Origin of the sequence: Streptomyces sp. NBC_00996, from assembly GCF_045162675.1 — a bacterium.
Lineage (GTDB): Bacteria > Actinomycetota > Actinomycetes > Streptomycetales > Streptomycetaceae > Streptomyces.
Genome location: NZ_CP108723.1, coordinates 4245492 through 4263606 on the forward strand (window position 1 = coordinate 4245492; position 18115 = coordinate 4263606).

Annotated in this window: 16 protein-coding genes and 1 pseudogene; 7 read left to right on the plus strand and 10 right to left on the minus strand. The window is 70.2% G+C overall.

The window, feature by feature from the left end; genetic code table 11:
* The 3 genes from OG390_RS20030 to OG390_RS20040 all read left to right on the plus strand — a co-directional run bounded on the left by OG390_RS20030 (window position 1) and on the right by OG390_RS20040 (window position 5219).
* Window positions 1–2223, plus strand: a complete 2223-nt coding sequence (locus OG390_RS20030) for a CDP-glycerol glycerophosphotransferase family protein (protein ID WP_406169741.1) — start codon at window positions 1–3, stop codon at window positions 2221–2223.
* A 59-nt stretch (window positions 2224–2282) separates the two neighbouring features.
* Window positions 2283–3554: a hypothetical protein gene (locus OG390_RS20035; protein WP_406177755.1), complete on the plus strand. Its 1272-nt coding sequence runs from the start codon at window positions 2283–2285 to the stop codon at window positions 3552–3554.
* Between the two features lie 84 nt (window positions 3555–3638).
* Window positions 3639–5219: a hypothetical protein gene (locus OG390_RS20040; RefSeq protein ID WP_406169743.1), complete on the plus strand. Its 1581-nt coding sequence runs from the start codon at window positions 3639–3641 to the stop codon at window positions 5217–5219.
* Between the two features lie 162 nt (window positions 5220–5381).
* Here OG390_RS20040 and msrA read toward each other — a convergent pair whose 3' ends face one another.
* Window positions 5382–5894: a peptide-methionine (S)-S-oxide reductase MsrA gene (gene msrA / locus OG390_RS20045; protein WP_406169745.1), complete on the minus strand. Its 513-nt coding sequence runs from the start codon at window positions 5892–5894 to the stop codon at window positions 5382–5384.
* A gap of 280 nt (window positions 5895–6174) precedes the next feature.
* Here msrA and OG390_RS20050 point away from each other — a divergent pair, with 280 nt between their 5' ends.
* The 3 genes from OG390_RS20050 to OG390_RS20060 are packed head-to-tail and all read left to right on the plus strand — an operon-like array spanning window position 6175 to window position 8026.
* Window positions 6175–6363, plus strand: a complete 189-nt coding sequence (locus OG390_RS20050; protein WP_406169747.1) for a hypothetical protein — start codon at window positions 6175–6177, stop codon at window positions 6361–6363.
* The gene (locus tag OG390_RS20055) at window positions 6360–7064 is read left to right on the plus strand and encodes a cytochrome b N-terminal domain-containing protein (protein ID WP_406169749.1); all 705 of its coding nucleotides are present in this window, start codon (window positions 6360–6362) and stop codon (window positions 7062–7064) included. The genes OG390_RS20050 and OG390_RS20055 overlap by 4 nt, the downstream gene beginning before the upstream one ends.
* Window positions 7064–8026: a hypothetical protein gene (locus OG390_RS20060; protein ID WP_406169751.1), complete on the plus strand. Its 963-nt coding sequence runs from the start codon at window positions 7064–7066 to the stop codon at window positions 8024–8026. Before OG390_RS20055 ends, OG390_RS20060 begins: the two co-directional genes overlap by 1 nt.
* A 114-nt stretch (window positions 8027–8140) precedes the next feature.
* Here OG390_RS20060 and OG390_RS20065 read toward each other — a convergent pair whose 3' ends face one another.
* Window positions 8141–8554: an organic hydroperoxide resistance protein gene (locus OG390_RS20065; RefSeq protein WP_399080524.1), complete on the minus strand. Its 414-nt coding sequence runs from the start codon at window positions 8552–8554 to the stop codon at window positions 8141–8143.
* Window positions 8555–8679: 125 nt separating this feature from the next.
* On the opposite strand from OG390_RS20065, the gene OG390_RS20070 reads away from it, so the two are divergent.
* Window positions 8680–9213 (plus strand): MarR family winged helix-turn-helix transcriptional regulator, encoded by a 534-nt coding sequence (locus OG390_RS20070; protein ID WP_406169753.1) that lies wholly within the window; start codon window positions 8680–8682, stop codon window positions 9211–9213.
* A gap of 490 nt (window positions 9214–9703) precedes the next feature.
* Here the strand turns inward: OG390_RS20070 and OG390_RS20075 are convergent, their stop codons facing one another.
* The 8 genes and pseudogenes from OG390_RS20075 to OG390_RS20110 all read right to left on the minus strand — a co-directional run bounded on the left by OG390_RS20075 (window position 9704) and on the right by OG390_RS20110 (window position 17938).
* Complete coding sequence (locus OG390_RS20075) at window positions 9704–11515, minus strand: ABC transporter ATP-binding protein (RefSeq protein WP_406177757.1); 1812 nt, start codon at window positions 11513–11515, stop codon at window positions 9704–9706.
* Window positions 11516–11613: 98 nt separating this feature from the next.
* Window positions 11614–11832: a hypothetical protein gene (locus tag OG390_RS20080; protein ID WP_406169755.1), complete on the minus strand. Its 219-nt coding sequence runs from the start codon at window positions 11830–11832 to the stop codon at window positions 11614–11616.
* A 69-nt stretch (window positions 11833–11901) separates the two neighbouring features.
* Entirely contained in the window at window positions 11902–12717 is an 816-nt protein-coding gene (locus OG390_RS20085; protein ID WP_406169757.1) for a hypothetical protein, read from the minus strand.
* Window positions 12714–13085, minus strand: coding sequence for a hypothetical protein (locus OG390_RS20090; protein WP_406169759.1), 372 nt, complete (start codon window positions 13083–13085; stop codon window positions 12714–12716). Before OG390_RS20090 ends, OG390_RS20085 begins: the two co-directional genes overlap by 4 nt.
* 101 nt (window positions 13086–13186) lie before the next feature.
* Window positions 13187–13657 (minus strand): annotated as a pseudogene (locus tag OG390_RS20095) (ATP-binding cassette domain-containing protein); the annotation flags it as partial.
* Window positions 13654–15300 carry a hypothetical protein gene (locus OG390_RS20100; protein WP_406169761.1) on the minus strand — a complete coding sequence of 549 codons (1647 nt, stop codon included), beginning with the start codon at window positions 15298–15300 and terminating at the stop codon, window positions 13654–13656. The gene OG390_RS20100 and the pseudogene OG390_RS20095, both read right to left, overlap by 4 nt.
* Complete coding sequence (locus OG390_RS20105) at window positions 15297–16466, minus strand: homoserine O-acetyltransferase (RefSeq protein ID WP_406169763.1); 1170 nt, start codon at window positions 16464–16466, stop codon at window positions 15297–15299. The genes OG390_RS20100 and OG390_RS20105 overlap by 4 nt, the downstream gene beginning before the upstream one ends.
* Window positions 16463–17938 carry a radical SAM family RiPP maturation amino acid epimerase gene (locus OG390_RS20110; protein ID WP_406169765.1) on the minus strand — a complete coding sequence of 492 codons (1476 nt, stop codon included), beginning with the start codon at window positions 17936–17938 and terminating at the stop codon, window positions 16463–16465. Before OG390_RS20110 ends, OG390_RS20105 begins: the two co-directional genes overlap by 4 nt.
* Window positions 17939–18115: the final 177 nt, after the last annotated feature.

An 18115-nucleotide genomic window follows, 5' to 3' on the forward strand; every position in this document is an offset into this window, starting at 1 on the left:
GTGCCCCGCTTCAGCATCATCGTCCCCGTCTTCAAGGTGCAGGGCTTTCTGGCCGAGTGCCTCGACTCGGTCCTGGAGCAGTCGTACACGGACCTCGAAGTGATCGCCGTCGACGACTGCTCACCGGACGGCTGCGGCGCGGTCCTCGACGAGTACGCGGCCCGCGATCCTCGCGTACGCGTGCTGCACCTGCCCGAGAACGTGGGACTCGGCCGGGCCCGGAACGCCGGAATGCCGCACGCCACCGGGGACTTCCTCTTCTTCCTCGACAGCGACGACACGCTCACCCCGGGGGCCCTGCGCGCCATCGCCGACCGGCTGGAGGAGACCGCCGACCCGGACGACCCCGACGTCCTCGTCTTCGACTACGCGCGCACGTACTGGTGGGGCGGGACGCGCAGGAACGTCCTCGCGCGAGTGCTCACGGAGGCGGGTGACGGCACCTTCACGGCCGCCGAACACCCGGAAATCCTCGAGCTGTTGATGGTGGTGTGGAACAAGGTCTACCGCCGCGAGTTCGTCGAGCGCGAGGGCTTCGCCTTCCCGCCCGGGTACTACGAGGACACGCCCTGGACGTTCCCGGTGATGCTCAGCGCGGAGCGGATCGCCACGCTGGACCGGATCTGTCTGGCCTACCGCCAGCGCCGCCAGGGCAACATCCTGTCCACCACCAGCCGCAAGCACTTCGACATCCACGACCAGTACGAGCGGGTCTTCGCGTTCCTCGACTCCCGCCCCCGGCTGGCGAGTTGGCGCCCGTATCTGCACCGCAAGATGGGCGAGCACTGTCTGGACATCCTCTCCAAGCCGGACCGGCTGCCCGAGTCCGACAAGGGCGAGTTCTTCCGGCTGACGGCCGCACTCTTCCGCAAGCACCGGACCGCCGAACCGGTGCCTCGCGAGCTGCGGATCCTGGAGGGCAGCTTCGCGCGCTACCGGGCCCATCGACAGGCGGGCCGTCTCGGCAGGGAGCTCGGCCTGCGCGGGCAGCAGGTGCGCAAGGCGGCCGCCACGCGGGTCAAGCGGGGTTGGTCCGTGGTGCACGAACACCGGTCGCTGGACCCGAACCTGGCGGTGTACTCGGCGTTCTCGCACCGCGGGGTGCTCGGCGACCCGGCGGCCGTGTACTACAAGGCGCGGGAGATCGCCCCGCACATCCGCGGGGTGTGGGTGGTGCGGGGCGAAGAAGAGGCGGCACTGCTTCCGAAGGATGTCGAGCACGTGCTCCTCGACTCCCTGGGCTGTCGCCAGGTCACCGCGCGGGCCACGTACTTCGTCAACAACGTCAACTGGCCCGGCACGCTCGCCAAACGCCCCGACAGCGTCCATGTCCACACCCACCAGGGCACCCCGCTGAAGTACATGGCGGCCGACCTGCTCGACAAGCCGGGCGCCCGGCACGGCTTCGACGTACCGCAGATGCTGCGCCGCGCCGACCGCTGGGACTACAGCCTCGTCGCCAACCGCCACTCCGAGCTGGTCTGGGACCGCGCCTACCCCTGCCACTTCACCTCGCTGCGCAGCGGCAGCCCGCGCAACGACGTCCTCGTCCGGGCCCGGCCGGAGGACGGCTCGGCCGTCCGCGCGCGCCTGGGCATCCCCGCCGACCACCGGGTGGTGCTGTACGCGCCGACGCGCCGCGACTACGTCCGGGGCGGCCACATCGACCGTATCGACCTCGCACGCTTCGCCGACGATCTCGGCGAGGGCCACACCCTCGTCGTACGGCTGCATCCCACGCTGGCGGACGGCCCGGCGCGCGGGATGGGCCTGTCCGAGCTGCATCGCCGCAGGGTCGTGGTCGACGCGACCGACGAACCGCACGTCGAGGACCTGATGCTCGCCTCGGACGTCCTGGTCACGGACTACTCGGCCCTCATGTTCGACTACGCCAACCTCGACCGGCCGATCGTGCTGCACACCGACGACTGGGGCGCGTATGCGGCGAGCCGGGGCGCCTATTTCGACATCACGGCGGACGCCCCCGGCCATGTCGTCGGCTCCTACCGGGAGTTGGCGTGGCTGTTCGCGTCCGGAGCGTGGCAGGACGCGGACGCGGAGCGGCTGCGGGCCGGTTTCCGGGCGCGGTTCTGCGAGTTCGACGACGGGCGCGCGGCCGAGCGGGTGGTGCGGACGCTGATGCTCGGAGAGAAGGCCGAGGAGCCGGCCCCCCTCGTCCCGGTGCCCGCGCAGGCGGGGCACGACGTCCTCGCGTCGTCGTGAGCGTGCTCGTGCGCTCCGTCGTCGGGCCCAGGTCGCCGCGCTCCCCGCGGTTCTGGGTGATGGTCCTGGCCGCCGTCTTCGCCGTCCTCCAACTGGCGAACATCACCGGCCGGGACACTCCCGACACCAAGAACTACCTCTCGTACGCGCTGAGTCTGCGCGGCGAGAACAAGCACGACGCCGCCGCGCTCACGATCGACTACGTCTGCGCCGGCAAGGCGTCCATCGCGCGCCGCAACCAGAGCGTCAACGTGGTGCACTTCCACCGGCCGAGCCCCACGAAGCGGGTCATGGAGGAGTGCCGACGCGACCAGTGGTGGGGGGTGTCGAAGCGGCTCGCGGCCGGGGAGACGGCGGGGCACACCGTGCCGTTCATGCCGCTCCGCTTCATGCGGATCTTCGAGGTGCGGCCGGGGTATCCGGCGCTGCTGGTCCCCTTCATCACGGTGCTCGGCGTGAAGTGGGGCCTGTGGGCGTCGAGCGTCCTCATCACGGTCGCCGGAGGCGTCCTCGCCTTCCTCGTGCTGCGCACCCTGCGCGCCCCCACGGTCGCGGCCCTGTCGGGGCAGGCCCTCTTCTACGTGCTGCCGTGCGGCACGACGGCGATGCGTCCGATGACCGAGGGTCTGCTGCTGACTCTGACCCTGGCGGCACTCTGGGGCTGTGCGCTGGTGCTGGAGGGCCGCGCGCGGGCCGGAACCTGGCTGGTCGGCGGGTCCCTGGCGCTGCTCTTCACGGTGAAGCACTCGCACGCGCTGTTCCTCGGGCTGTGCCTGGCGGGCGCGTGCGCGGTGATCGGCGTACGGCGCGGGGGTCCGCGGCGGCCGCTGCGGGGGCTCACAGGTCCGCTGCGGACCCTGGCGACGGTGGCGGGCTGCGCCGCGGTGGCCGCGGTCGCCGTAGCGAAAGTGCTGCACTACCCGTCCGAGTCCGAGAGCCTGCAGGACCTGCTCACGGCCCACTTCTCCCGCCCCGACCGCACCCACCTGTGGTCGGAGTTCCTCCATCTGGAGCTCAGCTTCTGGGTGGAGTGGCTGCGCCGACAGTTCTGGGAGCCGCTGTTCCTGACGACTCTGGTGGCCGCCGCGTGGGGCGCGCTCCGCCGCCGCCCGGCCTTCGCGGCGTTCCTGCTCGCGGTCGCGTTCACCGGCGCCCTCAACCAGGCGGGGCACCCCGACATCAACATCTGGGGCGACCGGCTGATCGTGCTGGCATGGCTGCTGCCGGTGGTGGGGCTTCCGCTGCTGCTGGAGGGGGTCGTACGGCCACGGGTGGAGGCCTCGGGTACGGTGCCGGGCCCCCTCAAGCGGCACACCGAGGTCGCTCGATGAGGTGAAATCCGGCTAGGCCATTGACCCTGGTGGGCATATACGGCAAATGCTGCGAACCGTCACCCAGTCCCCCCTCTCCGCCCGATGAGCGCCGACGTCCTCGTCCGACGGGCCGTGCGCGGCGCCACCGCACTGCGCGGCGGTGCCGCCCGGCGTCCGACCCCGTACCAGCTCTTCGGCGCCCTGTTCTGGCTGGTGATGTCGCTCGCGTACTGGCGCGTCCCGCTGTGCTGCGACGCCGGCCAGCACGCGGCGGTCGTCGAGCGCCTCAAGGCGCATCTCCTCCACCCTCTCCACCCGATGGCGGATCTGCCCGGCGCGGGCAGCCCGTACTACTCCCCGTACGCGCTCGCCCAGGGAGCCTTCGCCCGGCTGACAGGCCTGGGCGGCTGGGAGGTGGTGCGGCTTTCCGGCCCGTTCAACCTGCTGGTCCTGCTGACCGGAATCGGCCGCTTCGTCCGTGTCCTGACCCCTCGCCCATGGGCCCCGGTCCTCGGGTTGTTCGCGATGGTGCTGCTGTGGGGCACCGAGCGGGCCTGGTGGAGCGGGTATCTGGGACTGATGTCGATGACGGGGAACCTCGGCTATCCGTCGACGTTCGCCATCGGACTGACCTTCTGGGCCTGGGCGTTGACGGGCAGGCACGCGCGAGGTACCGGCGGACCCGTCCGGTACGTCGGTCCGAGCGGCCTGCGGAGCCTGTGGGGGTACAAGGGGCTCGGCGCGCTGTACGGCCTGATCCTGCTCGTGCACCCGATCACGTCCATCGCGGCGGTGCTCGGGGCGGTGGCGTTCGTGGCGGGATGGCAGCGCGGATGGCGGCCGGCCGTCGTGGGCCGGTGGGCCATGGCGGGCGCGACGGCCTTGCTCGTCGCGTCCTTCTGGCCGTACTTCGATGTCTTCGCGCTGACCGGGGACCGCAGCGTGGACGCGATGCACGAGCGGCTCTACGAGGGGATGCCCGGGCACTTCTGGCTGGCGCTGATCGGGGTGCCCGCCCTGTGGCTGCGGGCGCGGCGGGCCGGGCGCAGCGAAGGGCACTGGTGGCGGGATCCGCTGGCGCTGATGTTCGCGCTGGAGTGCCTGGCGGTGGCGTACGGCTGGGTCAGCGGGCACTACACGTACGGCAGGATCCTGGGGCTCACGCTGGTGCCGCTGCAGTTCGCGCTCGGGGTGGAGCTGGCGGCGGCGCGGCCGTGGGGGTTCGGGCGTCGGCTGCTGGGTTGGGCGGCGGTCGCCGGGGCGTGCGTCGGTTTCCTCACCGTGCAGGCGGGGGCGGTGGTGCCGCGCGCGCTCGACCCGGTCGGCTTCGACCAGCCGCCGCACTGGCCGACGTACGCGTGGGCGGCACGGCACATCAAGCCCGGCCAGGCGGTCATCACGGACGGGTACTACTCCGTCCACCTGATCGCGGGCTACGGGTCGGACCTCGCGGCGCCCGCCTGGCCCGACCTCGCGCTCGACGAGAGGGAGCGGCAGCGGCGGCTGGCCGCGGTGCGCGCCTATCTCGACCCGGCGTCGACCCGTGCCGAGCGCTCCGCCGTCGCCCGGCGGTATCACGTCCACTGGCTGCTGCTCACGCGCTGGCGTCGGGTTCCGGAGGAGGCGACGGTGGTCGCCCGGAGCCGGGAGACGGGGGAGGTGCTGGCACGGGTCCACCCGTGAAAAGGCCGTTCGGCCACTGCGGGCCGGTGGGGACGGGGGTCGAGCTGAGTACCCCGTTCGAGACGGACTGGGGGACGTCCTGCCCCATCGGCGTCGCCACGGCGGACGGCTGAGACACACAGCTTCAGCACTGCGGGCGGTGACCACAGCGATCGGGGCAGGTCAGCCCTCCGCGCGGGCGGGCAGCCGCCATCCCGGGCGGGGGAAGTGGCAGGTGTAGCCGTCCGGGTAACGCCGCAGGTAGTCCTGATGCTCGGGCTCGGCCTCCCAGAAAGGGCCGACCGGCTCCAGCTCGGTGACGACCTTGCCCGGCCACAGACCGGAGACGTCCACATCCGCGATCGTGTCCTCAGCGATCCGCTTCTGCTCGTCGTCCACGTAGTAGATCGCCGAGCGGTAGCTGAGGCCGATGTCATTGCCCTGGCGGTTCTTGGTGCTCGGGTCGTGGATCTGGAAGAAGAACTCCAGGATCGCGCGGAAGTCGGTCCTCGCAGGGTCGAAGAGGATCTCAATGGCCTCCGCGTGCGTGCCGTGGTTACGGTACGTCGCGTTCGGCACATCACCCCCGGTGTATCCAACCCGCGTCGCCGTCACGCCCGGGAGCCGGCGGATCAGGTCCTGCATCCCCCAGAAACATCCGCCCGCCAGCACGGCCCTCTGCGTCTGCTCAGCCATTGCGCCCCTCCAGTACTTGTCAGCATCCGATGTCCGCCTTCCTCAACGCGTGAGGGTTCCAGGCGATTCCGTACCCGTCCGAACGGTCCTGCGGTCGCTGATCCGGCCTCTTCTCAGAATGCCGCTCAACGCCTCCCGTCCCGGGTGCGCACAACCTCGACCGGCGGCTCCTCGCTCGTTGGGCCGTTCAGCCCCTGGACCGGGCGGGCCCGGATGCCCAGAGCTCCACGAGGCGCTTCGCTTGTCATCGACGGCTCGGCGAGGAATGGGCGGACGGATCGTGACAATCACAGGACTCTCGCTGTCGGGCGGGCGTGCGCTCGGCGCGCCCATCGACCTGAACGGGACCGGGCGATATGTGCACTGGGGCGTCATCCAGTTGTCCGTCGCGAATCTCGTGGTCATCGGCTTGATGGTGGTCGTCTTCGTGGCCGCCCTGCTGCTGCCCTTCCCCCGAGGCCGCAGATGAGCAGCCCTGGTGAGGGCGGCGCGGCCGCCGGGCCGTACGCCAAAGCGTCCGCGGGGGGAGGCTGGACTGGAAAGGTGCGTCGGAGGGCGGTCGCGGCGCTGCCCCCGGACAAGTTGCTGCCGGACACCCAACCGGCCTACATGGCCTCGTGGATCTACGTGTTCGGGGTGCTCACCGTGGCCTCGCTGATCGTGGTGCTCGCCACCGGCGGTGTGCTCGCGCTGAAGGGACCCGCGTGGTGGCACGTCTCGGGCACCGGGAAGTACGTGAACAGCCTGCACCTGTGGAGCGTCGAGCTGCTCATGTTCTTCATGGTCATCCACCTGTGGGGCAAGTTCTTCATGGCGGCCTGGCGCGGTCGGCGGGCGCTGACATGGGTCACCGGCGCGGTGTGCTTCTTCACCTCGATCGGCACCGCCTTCACCGGCTACCTGGTCCAGCAGAACTTCGACTCGCAGTGGATCGCCGGGCAGGCCAAGGACGGGCTCAACTCGGTCGGTATCGGCGCGTTCTTCAACGTGCTGGACTTCGGGCAGATGCTGACGTGGCACATCGTGCTGCTCCCGTTCACCCTCGGGCTGCTGACCGCCTGGCACGTCCTGCTGGTCCGATGGCGTGGAATCGTCCCGCCCATCGGCGCGACCGATCCCGCGGACCACGGCACGGCCTCGCCGGCACCCTCACCGGAGGAGACGCCGTGATGAGCCGAGGCCATCGGAAGTCCGGGGTACCGGACCCGGCCGCTTTCCCCACCCGGCCGTACGACCTGGTCAAGGAGTTCACGATCGCCCTGGTGGCGGTCGCGCTCCTCACCGTCGCTCTGGCCTCCGCCTTCTCCTCACCCGATGTCAAGCCGGTGACCCTGGCCTCCTGGTCGCGGGCGGACGGCGCGGACTTCACGGCGACCGCGGTGGCCGAACTCGGCGGCACCAGCGGAACGGCCGAGTACGGGCCGCCGTACAACCACACTCCGGATGCCGCCCAGAAGATCGGCCCGGTCGGCCTGCAGGATGCCGCCGGGGTCCGCATCCCGGTGGACACCGCCAAGGACTTCGTACTCCGTCCTCTGACCGATGCCCCCGAACCGCCGGCCGTCAAGGCGGCCCTCGCCGCCTGGGCCGCCGCTCCGGCCTCCCGGCGGCAGGCATGGACCAAGGCCTACTCCGATGCACTGGCCAAGTCTCCCGGCGGCGATCCCGCCAAGGTCGTCGGCGGCGACTACGGCCCGGTCCCCGTTCTCACCACGCACCTACTCGGTCTGGCCAGGTCCGGTGCCCTCGACGGGGAACTGCAGGCCGAGGGCAAGTTCTACCAGACCGACTACACCCGTCCTCTGCTCTTCCTCTCCGACGGTTCCTACCTGGAGTCCCTGGCCCGCGCCGAACACCTGGGTGGTGACCAGTGGGGAATGATGAACGAGACCGGGAACTTCCCGGGCCAGGCATGGCTGTGGCTCTACACGTTCTGGTACCAGATCGACCCGTTCAAGTCGTCCGGCAACGCCGACGCCCTGATCTGGGGCCTGATGGCTCTGCTCAGCCTGTGTCTGATGCTGGTCCCCTTCATCCCCGGCGTGCGGTCCATCCCCCGCTGGACGCGAGTGCACCGGTTGATCTGGCGCTCGTACCACCGCGAGCGGAGGGCCCGGGAGTCGGGAGACTGAGGGACGACCGCGGTGCGCGTCGTCGTGCCGGCACACAACCGCCGAGGCCGAACGCTCAGTGCCCCGCGTCCCTCACGGGCGCGGGGCACTGAGCATGTTTCACGAAAGCCGGAACTACTCGACGACGAGCTCGACCGGGATGTTGCCGCGGGTCGCGTTGGAGTAGGGGCAGACCTGGTGAGCCTGCTCGACGAGCTTGCGACCGGTCGCCTCGTCGACGGAGTCGGGCAGCTCGATGCGCAGCGTCACCTTGAGGCCGAAGCCCTCACCCTGCTTGCCGATGCCGACCTCACCGGTCACCGCGGACTCGCTGACGTCGACCTTGGCCGCGCGGCCGACGAGGCCGAGGGCGCTGGCGAAACAGGCGGCGTAACCGGCGGCGAAGAGCTGCTCGGGGTTGGTGCCCTGCCCGTTCCCGCCCAGCTCCACCGGAGGGGCCAGCTGCAGGTCGAGCTTGCCGTCGGAGCTGACGGCGCGGCCCTCGCGGCCGTGGGTGGCGGTGGCGACAGCGGTGTAGATCGCGTCCATGGAGACCGTCCCTCTCAAGTCAAAGTCCTTGCCGGGGCGGCCGGTCCGACCGCCTCACGGACTTAATTAGAGCACGCAATTCAATTGCACACAACTCAATGGCTCGCAAGAGCTATCCTGGAGCCATGACCGCCACGCCCACCCCGAGCCCCGAGGCCCCGTCCGCGCCGTCCGCGCCGTCCGCGCCGTCCGCGCCGTCCGACGGTGACTACCTCCGTCTCGACCAGCAGATCTGCTTCTCCCTGAACGCCGCCTCGCGCGCTTTCGGCGGCGTCTACCGCGTGATCCTCAAGGACCTCGGGCTCACCTACCCCCAGTACCTGGTGATGCTGGTGCTGTGGGAACACGGCGAGCTGCCCGTCAAGAAGGTCGGCGAGCACCTGCGGCTCGACTCCGGCACGCTGTCGCCGCTGCTCAAGCGTCTGGAGGCGGCCGGCCTCGTCCGACGTGAGCGCAACGCCCGTGACGAGCGCTCCGTGCACGTCCACCTCACCGACGAGGGCGTCGCCCTGCGCGAGCGTGCCCTGCACGTGCCGCGCCGGATCGCCGCGGCGACGGGCGCCGACCTCGAGGAGATCCGCGACCTCCGGGCCCGCCTGGACCGCCTGACGGCGGCACTGGACGAGGCGGCACTGGACGAGACGCCGGGCTGCGCCTAGGCCTTGGGGTCTGCCTTTCGGATCACGCCTGGGCCGCGAGGCTTGGCACGTACATCTGCGGCGGTGTCGTCAGCCGCCGACTCCCCCACGCTCGGCTTCGCTCGCGCGGGGGACCCCCATCGCGTCGGCTCCCTCCTCCGCCTTGCAACTGCACGCACCGAGCCCCGCTCACCGGCAGTGGTGGGCACCGCGACCCGAAGTCGGCGCGATCCGAAAGACAGGCCCTGGTCGACCACCCGGCCGGCCCTGCGTGGGCGCCCTGCGCACATACAGGCGCAGGGTCACGCCCTTCCGCACGACCTCGTGCCGAGCCACGAACTCCTCGTCGACCACGCTGAGTTTGACCTGTTCGGTCGGGCTGGCCGGATACCAGGTCGGGCGCAGCGCGAAGGAGCAGCACCTTTCGCGACGCCGGACAACAACCTGGAGTACGGGTTCGACGGCGGGAGCGTTCACCGGCGCCGCGTTGTCGGTGCCGCCGAGTCGGAGGTCAAGCCGCCCAGGACTGCGAGTGGACCAGCTCCCGGTACGCCCCGCATCGTTCCATGAGCGCGTCGTGCCCTCCCGCGTCGACGACCTGCCCTCGGTCCAGGAGGACCACATGGTCCGCGTGGCGGACGGTGGAGAGTCGGTGCGCCACGACGAGAACCGCACGCCTCCGAGACTCGGTGGTCATCGCCGTACGCAGTCGCTGCTCGTTGATGCCGTCGAGCTGGGAGGTCGGTTCGTCGAGCAGGAGGAGGGGTGCGGGGGCCAGCAGCCCCCGGGCCAGTGCGAGGCGTTGGCGCTGGCCGCCGGAGAGATCGGTGGCTCGGCCGATCACCGTGTCGAGCCCCTGAGGCAGCGCTTCGATGTCCGCGCGTAGCCCCACCGCGTCAAGTACGGCCATGATGTGTTTCTGCGGCACGGCGTCCGGATCCTGCTGCCCGAGGAGGAGATTGTCCCGGACGCGGCCTTCCAGGAGCGTGAAGTACTGGTCGACGTAGGCCAGTTGTTCCCGCAGCGCGCTGAGCGGCCATTTCTGTACGTCGCGCCCGAATATCTCCACCTGGCCCGAGTCCGCGTCGAGGAACCGCTCCACGAGGCCGAGCACCGTGGACTTGCCGGCTCCCGAGTGCCCGACGAGCGCCGTGAGCCCGACCTCGGGGACAGCGAAGGTAACGCCGCGCAGGGCCGGGGACCCGTCATAACCAGCATGTACGTCGCGCAGGGCGAGGGCGGGCCCGGCGGTGACCGTGGGCAGGGGGAGCATCTCCGGGCCTGCTTCCCGTGCCTGATCGGGCTCCTGCTCCAGTGCCAGGAGCGTGGTGAACCGTTCGCGGGCGGCGAACCCCGACTGGATCCGGTTGACGCCGGTCACCAACAACATGACGGGGCCTGCGAGTTGCATGAGGTAGAGGAGGAACGCGGCGAAGTCCGGGATGCTCAGGTCGCCCGAGGCCATCCGCGCCCCGCCGATCACGATCACGCCCACCAGGGCGATCTGCTGCCCGAGGCCCATCACCGGGCTGAGCAGCGATTGGAGACGGGCACCCGCCAGGGCGCGCTGTCCGAGTTCGGCCGCGTCGTCGCGCAGTGCGCGCGCTGTGCGGTCTTCTGCCCGGTATGCCTTGATGGTGGCCAGCGAGGTCAGCACGGCGGTGAAGCGCTGCGAGAGGGCACCCAATGAGGTCTGCTGGGCGACGATGTTGCGCCGCACCCGCACGACGACCCAGCCCACCGTGATCCCGACCGCGGTGAAGACGCCGATCGTGAGAGCGGCCAGGACCCAGTCCAGGTACCCCATCACGCCGAGCGTGAGGACGACGGTCGTGCCCGCCACCGGGAGTTGGACCACTCCTGTGTCGACCAGGGACCGCAGGAGTACGGCGTCGGACGTCACGCGTGCGACAAGCGTTCCCGTGCCTTGTTCGCGGACGGTGCGCAGTGGCAGGCGCAGTCCGTGTGTCATCGCCTTCGACCGGAGGTTGAGGATCATGGCCTCGCCGGCTCGCTGGAGCAGGTAGGAGCTCGCCGTCGACGCGGCGGCGCCACCGAGGGCACAGCCGGCCATCAACAGCGCCACGGCAACCAGGCTCTCATGGCGACCGAGCTTGGTGATGAGGTCCTTCACGAACCACGGCACCGCGAGCGAGGCGATCGTGGACAGCAGGGCGAGTACGAGAGCCAGGGACAGTACGGCGCCCCTGCCGTGTGTCAGTTCGCGTACGAGCCTTGGAGGGGCCTGTTGGGCCGGGTCCTGGCGAGGTGGCAACCGCAGCAGTCTGCGTACAGGACGGGCCTTGTGGTGAATGCCGCGCATGGTCCCCCTCTCACGGGTGTCGGCGAACGTGTGGCACTGTGGATGGCGGCCCCGGGGGAATGCGTCGCTCGGGGCCCTCTTCGCAGCCGAGGGCGGTGTTACTGGAGTCCCGCGTCGTGGGCTTGGGCCGCGATGAGTTGCGGTTCGGTGAGATGCGCGGCATCGATCTTGGTCACCATGCCCCAGTGCCGTTCGACCGGGCACCGTGCGTAGCGCCGACTGGGCGTGATGCGCAGCGACTTGATGCCGATCAGGGGGAGCCAGGTCGCGGTGAACAGGTGTCCCGCTGAGCATTGGACGATTGCTTTGCCGGCCATCGGCTGAGTCTCCTTGCAGACAGAATTGTTTGGAGTGGGGGCGAGGGCAGGGGTGAGCTGTGCCCCCGGTCAGGAGTCGAGGACGTTCTCGGGGCGGAAACAGGCCGCGACAACAGTCACGGACACCACCGCGATGAGGAACGTGCCGCCTCCGGCGGCCAGCAACAGCCGGGCGGCTCCCAGGCGGGGCAGCCCGTAGGTCAGCACGAACAGGGAGCCGACCGCGGGCAGCATGGCGACGAGGTTGCCCAGGTTTCCGCCGGACAGGCCCGCGGCGCCGCCGATCTGGGTGAGCCGGGGGAACAGGAGGCTGACCAGCAGGGCGAGACTGCCGCTGGTCAGGGCGATGAGCAGCGGGAAGAGCAGGGAAAGCGTTGTGTAGGCGGCGCTCAGGTGCAACTGTGCCGAGGTCGTGGCCACGACGAGGAAGGTCGCCACGGCCACGATGGCCATGTAGGCGGCCCAGAATCCGGTCGCCGCGGCTGCCATGTAGCCGAGGACAGCGGTGGTGATGCGCCGTGGCGTGTACGGGGCGCTCAGGAGTTCTTCCAGGCCGCCTCGGGTGACTTCCGCGCCCACCAGGCCCTGTACCGCGCGGGTGACGGATACGGAGTTGAAGAGCGCCGCCAGTGCCGGGCCCATGGTCAGCAGGATGCCGACGGTCAGGGCGTGCCCGCCGCTGGTGTAGCGCGCGGCCACGTCGAGGAAGGATCCGGCGCCGTTGATCGCGCCGCTGCCGCGCAGCGAGGTGAGCAGCATGAGGGCGAGGACCGCGACGAAGGGCAGGAGGGGGCCGAGCAGGTGGCGTCGTCCCTCGTGGAGCAGGCGCCACAGCAGGGCGTGGGTGAGCGCGAAGGGGCGGGGGGCTGCGGCCGGTGCCGTCACTGCTGGTCCCAGGTCTGGTAGGCGGGCTGGTGCTGCGTTCGGTCGTCGAGGCGCAGGAAGATGTCTTCGAGGGTGTTGCCGGCGTGGGCGGCTTCCCTGAGTCCGACGCCGCTGCGGACAAGCTCCGCGATGAGCGTCTCGGCCTCGTCCTCGTCGCCGACGTCGACCAGCAGAGCGCCGTCGCGTCCGGGGGCCGGGTCGTGGCCGAGGCCGCGGAGTGTTTCGGTCGGGTCGAGGCGGGTGCGGATGCGCAGGCGCAGGCCGCGGCCGAGGAACTCCTCACGCAGTTGTGCGGGGGTGCCGCGGCCGATGATGCCGCCGCCGCTGAGCACGAGGACGTCGTCGGCGAGTGTCTGGGCCTCGTCCATGTTGTGGGTGGAGGCGAGGATCGTGCGACCGTCCGCGGCCAGGTGCCACAGCCGTTCCTGAGGTCTGCGGTCGCGGTGGGGTCCATGCCCGTGGTGGGTTCGTCCAGGAGCAGGACGGGCGGATCGCAGAGCAGGGCCTTGGCCAGGGCGACGCGTTGGGTCTGTCCGCGGCTGAGGGTTCCGGCGTTGCGGTTGATGAGGTCGTGCAGTTGGAGTGCGGCGGTAACCTCGGTGATGCGCTGCGCGCGCAGTGGGGCGGGCAGGTCGAGGACGCGGGCCCAGTAGCCGAGGTTGTCGGCCACGGTCAACTGTGGTGAGAGCGCGGCCCGGTGCGCGGTCACGGAGATCAGTCGCTTGGCGCCCGGGTCGTGGTGCGGGTCGCGTCCGGCGATCGTCACGTGTCCGGCGGTGGGACTGAGCACCCCGGCCAGAACGCGGAAGAGCGTGGTCTTGCCGGCTCCGTTGGGTCCCAGGAGGACGTGCACGCCCGGGCCGAGGTCCATGGTCACGTCGTGCAGTACCGGCCGTCCGCGGTACCCGGCGCGGATCCCGTCGGCGGACAGTACGGTCATCGATTCTCCCGCGTGGTGAAGTGGTCGATGGTCAGCATCGTATGTCCGGTGTGCGCGGCGCCAAGGTCGTGATGTTGAACGCGGTGGAATCCAGCCGCTTCGGCGGCCCAGGCGAACACCTGGGGTTCGACGGGGTATTGGTGGGAGTAGCCGTGTGTCGCGTCGAGGTCGGTGGCCAGAGTGCGGCCGTTGAGCGACGCGGCCTGGGCCGTGCTCGTGGCGTGCGCCTCGATGACGACGAGCCCGTGGCGGTGCGCGAACGGCCGCCAGCTGTGGAAGTGTGCGGCCAGATCATGGGCCATGGCGTGTGGGGTGATGGCCTGCCCGTCGGCGGTCGAGAAGAAGCGGAGCATGCGGGGCGGCGCAGTTTCCCCTGAGATGTGTTGGTCTTCCTGGGAGCGGTAGTTGCGGTCGTGGATGACGGATTTGCTGACGTGCAGGGCGTCGGTCGCATCCAGTCCGTGAGCCGCCAGTGCGCGGGCCGTCTCCTCGGGCGCGGTGATGTCGCCGTCGATGACCAGATGGGGGATGCCTGCCTGCGCGAGCCGCTCGGCGGTGATGCGCCGGGCCACCGGGCTGGGCTCGACGCCGACCATGACCAGCGGGTGCTCGCCGAGCTGTTTGCCCCGCTGCGTACGGTCGCGTATCGCGGTGTAAAGGGCGTGGAGCAGTGTGCCGTCCCCGCATCCGGAGTCGATGACGAGCGCAGGCTGCTGTGCCGGATCGGGCCCGTCGAAGAGGGGCAGGCACACGTCCAGGAAGGGGTCTTGGCAGGTGGCGGTGAACACGTCCCCGCTGAAGACGATGTCCAGTTCGCGATCGAGGTGATCGTCCTCGTCGGTGGTGGCGTCCGTCGCGTCCGGATTGCCGAACAGCAGGCGGTCCACGTTTTGGAAGGTGGGCAGGTAACTGACGGGATGCCAGTACTGGCGGGCACAGGCTGCGGCGGCGGTACCGAGCGGGGTGAGGTGGGCTCTGTCGGCGTCGTCGTCCAGGACGGCCCACCCCTGGTGCGCGAGGATCTCGCACATCGTTTTCAGTACGCGGGGGTTGATCCGGCCGTCAGTGGTGAGGGGGATGCCCTTGTCGGCGTCCAGCAGGTCGTGCTTGGCCAGATGGACCATCACCGGGGCGGTGAGGTGGCCGTCCAGGTGAGCCAGTACCTGGAGTCTGGCGGTGACGGGGCGCAGCGCGCCGGGCACGTGCCATTCGGCGCGCATCAGGTCGCGGGCCGCGACGAGTTCGCGTTCGCTCTCCGGGGCGCGTGCGCCGAACAGGACCCGGCCCAGCCGTTGTGCGAGAGGAAGGAAGGCGGTTGCCGGCGCGTAGTGGGCCGCGAGTTCTTTCACGACGGTCCCGCCGAGCGGGGTGGCCTGGTAGGTCAGTGTGTCGAGGGGGCCTTCGGCGGCGTGCGGCGTGAGCCAGCCCTGGTTGGCGAGCAGGCCGAGGGCAACGTGCAGGTAGCCGGGATTGGCGCCCGTGTGGTGGGCGAGGTCGTCCACGGTCACGGGTGCGTCGCCGAGAAGTTCGGTCAGGACGCCATGCCGGTGCAGGGCGACCATGGTGGTGCCCAGCGACAGCCCGTCGATGTGGCGGCACACCTGCTCCCATGCCAGCGCGTGCCACTGCGGTGCGGGGGTCATCGGTCGTTCCCTTCGGCCTCGGCCAGGAAGGGGGTGACCTCCTGGGCGAGGGTGCCCACCTCGTAGAGGAACCCGCCGTGTCCCAGCGCACTGTCCAAGATCGCGTGCCGCGACGGTGTGCCCTGCCGCAGCAGGGTCTGGTGCATGCTCTCGGCCTCTTCGGGCGGGTAGCGCCAGTCGGAGCCGTAGCTGACGAACAGAGTGCGGGCCTGCACGGGCAGGAGCGCCGTCTGTAGGCTTCCGTACTGGCCGGGCAGGTCGAAGTACTCTTCGGCGCGCATCAGGTGCAGCAGCGAGTTGGGATCGATCGCAGGGCGCTGCTGGTTCGCGATCCGGTCGAGGAACGCCTCGACCTCGAATTCCGGGCGCAGGGTGTACTGACGGCGTTGCCCTGTGATGGTGCGGCGGGCGAACCGCTGTCCCATCGCGTCGCGGCTCATCCACACGGGGACGGCGGCCACGAGGGCGCCGCCCAGGCCGAGGCGCGGGCCGGGGCCGGCGTAGTAGTCGCCGTCGTTGAAGTGCGGGTCGCTTCGGATGAGGTGGCGCATCACGGAGAAGATCGCGATCGTGTGTGCCGAGGTGTCGGGCCCGGTCCCGATGATGACGGTGTTGCGGACGGCGTCGGGGTGGGAGATGGCCCACTGCAGTGCCTGCTGGCCGCCGAAGCAGCCGCCGATGACCGTGTGCAGGCGCGTGATGCCGAGGCGTTCGACCAGCCGGTGCTGGGCGTTGACCATGTCCTCGATGGTGACGACGGGGAAGGTGGCTGCGTAGGGACGGCCGGTGGCCGGGTCAGCACTGGCCGGTCCGGTCGAGTCGCCGCCGGCGAGGACGTCCGAGCTGATGACGAAGTAGCGGTCGGTGTCGAGCATGCGGCCGGGGCCGATCGCCGCGTCCCACCAGCCCGGGTGGGGGTCCTGGGGTGTTCGGCGGCCCGCGGCGTGGGCGCCCTTGGTGAGCGAGTGGCAGACCAGGATCGCGTTGCCGCCGTCCGGGGCCAACTGCCCGTACGTCTCGAAGGAGATGTCGAATGCGGGCAGGGTACGGCCACAGCTCAGCTCCAGGGGGGTGTCGAAGTGGAGCCGCTGGGCCTCGACCACCGGCGAGGTTGGTGAGCCCACCGCCCCCGATGGACGCTGTGCCGCCGGGGAGACGGCCGTCATGAGGCGGCCTTGGTCGGCATCCCCAGCGTCACCGGGGCGGGCTTGTTGGCGGGAGGCTCGGGCTCCTCGTCGAGCAGCCCCTCGTCAAAGAGCGAGTTGAGCCAGGAAAGGGTCTGCACCAGGGGAACCCCGACCCGCCTCTCGCGGCGTACGGCGAGGTCCTCGGCACTGTCCATGCCCTGGGTCAGGCACTCGGCGAGGTCGTCCAGGTCCGCCTGGGCGAGGGTCAGGCGCTGTCCGCGGGAGAGCGCGCGCAGTTCCCCGTCCGCCACGCTCACCTTCACGTCCGGGCGCAGCCGCACCGAGTCCTGTAGGCGCAGCCGGGTCCGCATGTTCTGGGCGATCATGTTCTCGACCAGTTCGCTCAGCTCCGCGCCGGTGTCGAACGTGCCCTGGTCCAGGACCCAGTAGCCCAGGGGCCAGCGGTCGGACGCGTCGCACGGCGTGATCAGCTGGACGCTGCGGTCGACCATGTTGAACAGGAATCCCGACACGCACGCGATCGTCGAGCTGGACTCCTCGGGCACCATCTCGTCACTGCGCTTGTGCGCGAACTTCCGAGCCCGGCCGGAGTTGGACTTCCGAAACGACTTGGCCGCCCCCTTGTTCTGCGGGATGCACTCGACGTGCAGCAACTCCTCCGCGGTGAACGCTTCATGGACCCGGTTCAGGGCGCTGACGGCGATGATCGAGAAGCGGTCGACCTTGGACCCGCGGGCACGTGCCAGCTCCAGCAGCCGCCGGGTGCGCTCCACATCCTTGTGCCCGATCGCCGTGGTGGTCTGCGGGCACTGACCGAGGATGTCGTGGAACACGGTGAGGAAGTGCTCGTAGTCCGGGTTGTCCAACGGATCGGTGGCCCAGTACAGGAACGCGTCCCGCATCGGCTCCCCGACGGTCGCCGCCATCACCTGGAGGGTCTCGCGCCACAGCGCCGCGTTCTCTTCGCTGTGCGGCCAGGTGTGGTCGAACTTGGGGGCTGCGACGCCGCAGAACCAGCAGCCTACGGTGCAGCCCTTGGACAGTTCGAACGCGGCGGGCGCGTGCACGATGGCCTGCGAACGGGAGGCACCGAGTTCGCCCACGCACCGTTTCATCTGCCGGGCTCGCCACGCGGCCATGCGCCGGTCCGTCGTCGTCTGACCGTGGGCCCGCAGCTGGGCACGGTGGTTCAGCTTCTCCTGGAGAAAGGCCCGGTAGCGGCGCGCAGAGAGGGGGAGTTCGCGGGTTTCGCCGTCCGTAGGCTCCTCCTCACCGAGGAACGGCAGAACCTGGCCCGGAGTCAGCGGTGAGCCGATTTCCTTCAGGGCCGCGGCCGGATCCTCCGAAAAGCGGTCACGGAAGGTCTTGTCGACGAGCCATCGCTCCAGGGTCCGCTTCGTCCACGCGACCTCCCGCACGTAGTCGGATGGAACTCCGGAAGAATTACCGAGCAGCGCGTGAAATTCATTGTCCAGAACAGTCCCGGCCATGACCCCTCACTTCCGTAATGGGATGTCGAAAAAACGGCACGCCGAAGGCGCGGCGCGCATCTGTGAACGGGCCGCCTGGGACGGCCGCCCTACGCCTTGGTGAATGCCGGGGGCCGACTTGCGCCGCCCCCGGCCCGCCGCTACGGCTCAGAACGCTCCATCACGGCTCTCACCTGT

Excerpts from the sequence above, each read along its gene's own strand:
- OG390_RS20065 (WP_399080524.1), bottom strand. The coding sequence starts at position 8,554 with ATGGACGCGATCTACACCGCTGTCGCCACCGCCACCCACGGCCGCGAG.
- OG390_RS20040 (WP_406169743.1), top strand. The coding sequence starts at position 3,639 with ATGAGCGCCGACGTCCTCGTCCGACGGGCCGTGCGCGGCGCCACCGCA.
- OG390_RS20105 (WP_406169763.1), bottom strand. The coding sequence starts at position 16,466 with ATGACGGCCGTCTCCCCGGCGGCACAGCGTCCATCGGGGGCGGTGGGC.
- msrA (WP_406169745.1), bottom strand. The coding sequence starts at position 5,894 with ATGGCTGAGCAGACGCAGAGGGCCGTGCTGGCGGGCGGATGTTTCTGG.
- OG390_RS20100 (WP_406169761.1), bottom strand. The coding sequence starts at position 15,300 with ATGACCCCCGCACCGCAGTGGCACGCGCTGGCATGGGAGCAGGTGTGC.
- OG390_RS20055 (WP_406169749.1), top strand. The coding sequence starts at position 6,360 with ATGAGCAGCCCTGGTGAGGGCGGCGCGGCCGCCGGGCCGTACGCCAAA.
- OG390_RS20060 (WP_406169751.1), top strand. The coding sequence starts at position 7,064 with ATGAGCCGAGGCCATCGGAAGTCCGGGGTACCGGACCCGGCCGCTTTC.
- OG390_RS20075 (WP_406177757.1), bottom strand. The coding sequence starts at position 11,515 with ATGCGCGGCATTCACCACAAGGCCCGTCCTGTACGCAGACTGCTGCGG.
- OG390_RS20035 (WP_406177755.1), top strand. The coding sequence starts at position 2,283 with ATGGTCCTGGCCGCCGTCTTCGCCGTCCTCCAACTGGCGAACATCACC.
- OG390_RS20070 (WP_406169753.1), top strand. The coding sequence starts at position 8,680 with ATGACCGCCACGCCCACCCCGAGCCCCGAGGCCCCGTCCGCGCCGTCC.
- OG390_RS20110 (WP_406169765.1), bottom strand. The coding sequence starts at position 17,938 with ATGGCCGGGACTGTTCTGGACAATGAATTTCACGCGCTGCTCGGTAAT.
- OG390_RS20080 (WP_406169755.1), bottom strand. The coding sequence starts at position 11,832 with ATGGCCGGCAAAGCAATCGTCCAATGCTCAGCGGGACACCTGTTCACC.
- OG390_RS20090 (WP_406169759.1), bottom strand. The coding sequence starts at position 13,085 with ATGGACGAGGCCCAGACACTCGCCGACGACGTCCTCGTGCTCAGCGGC.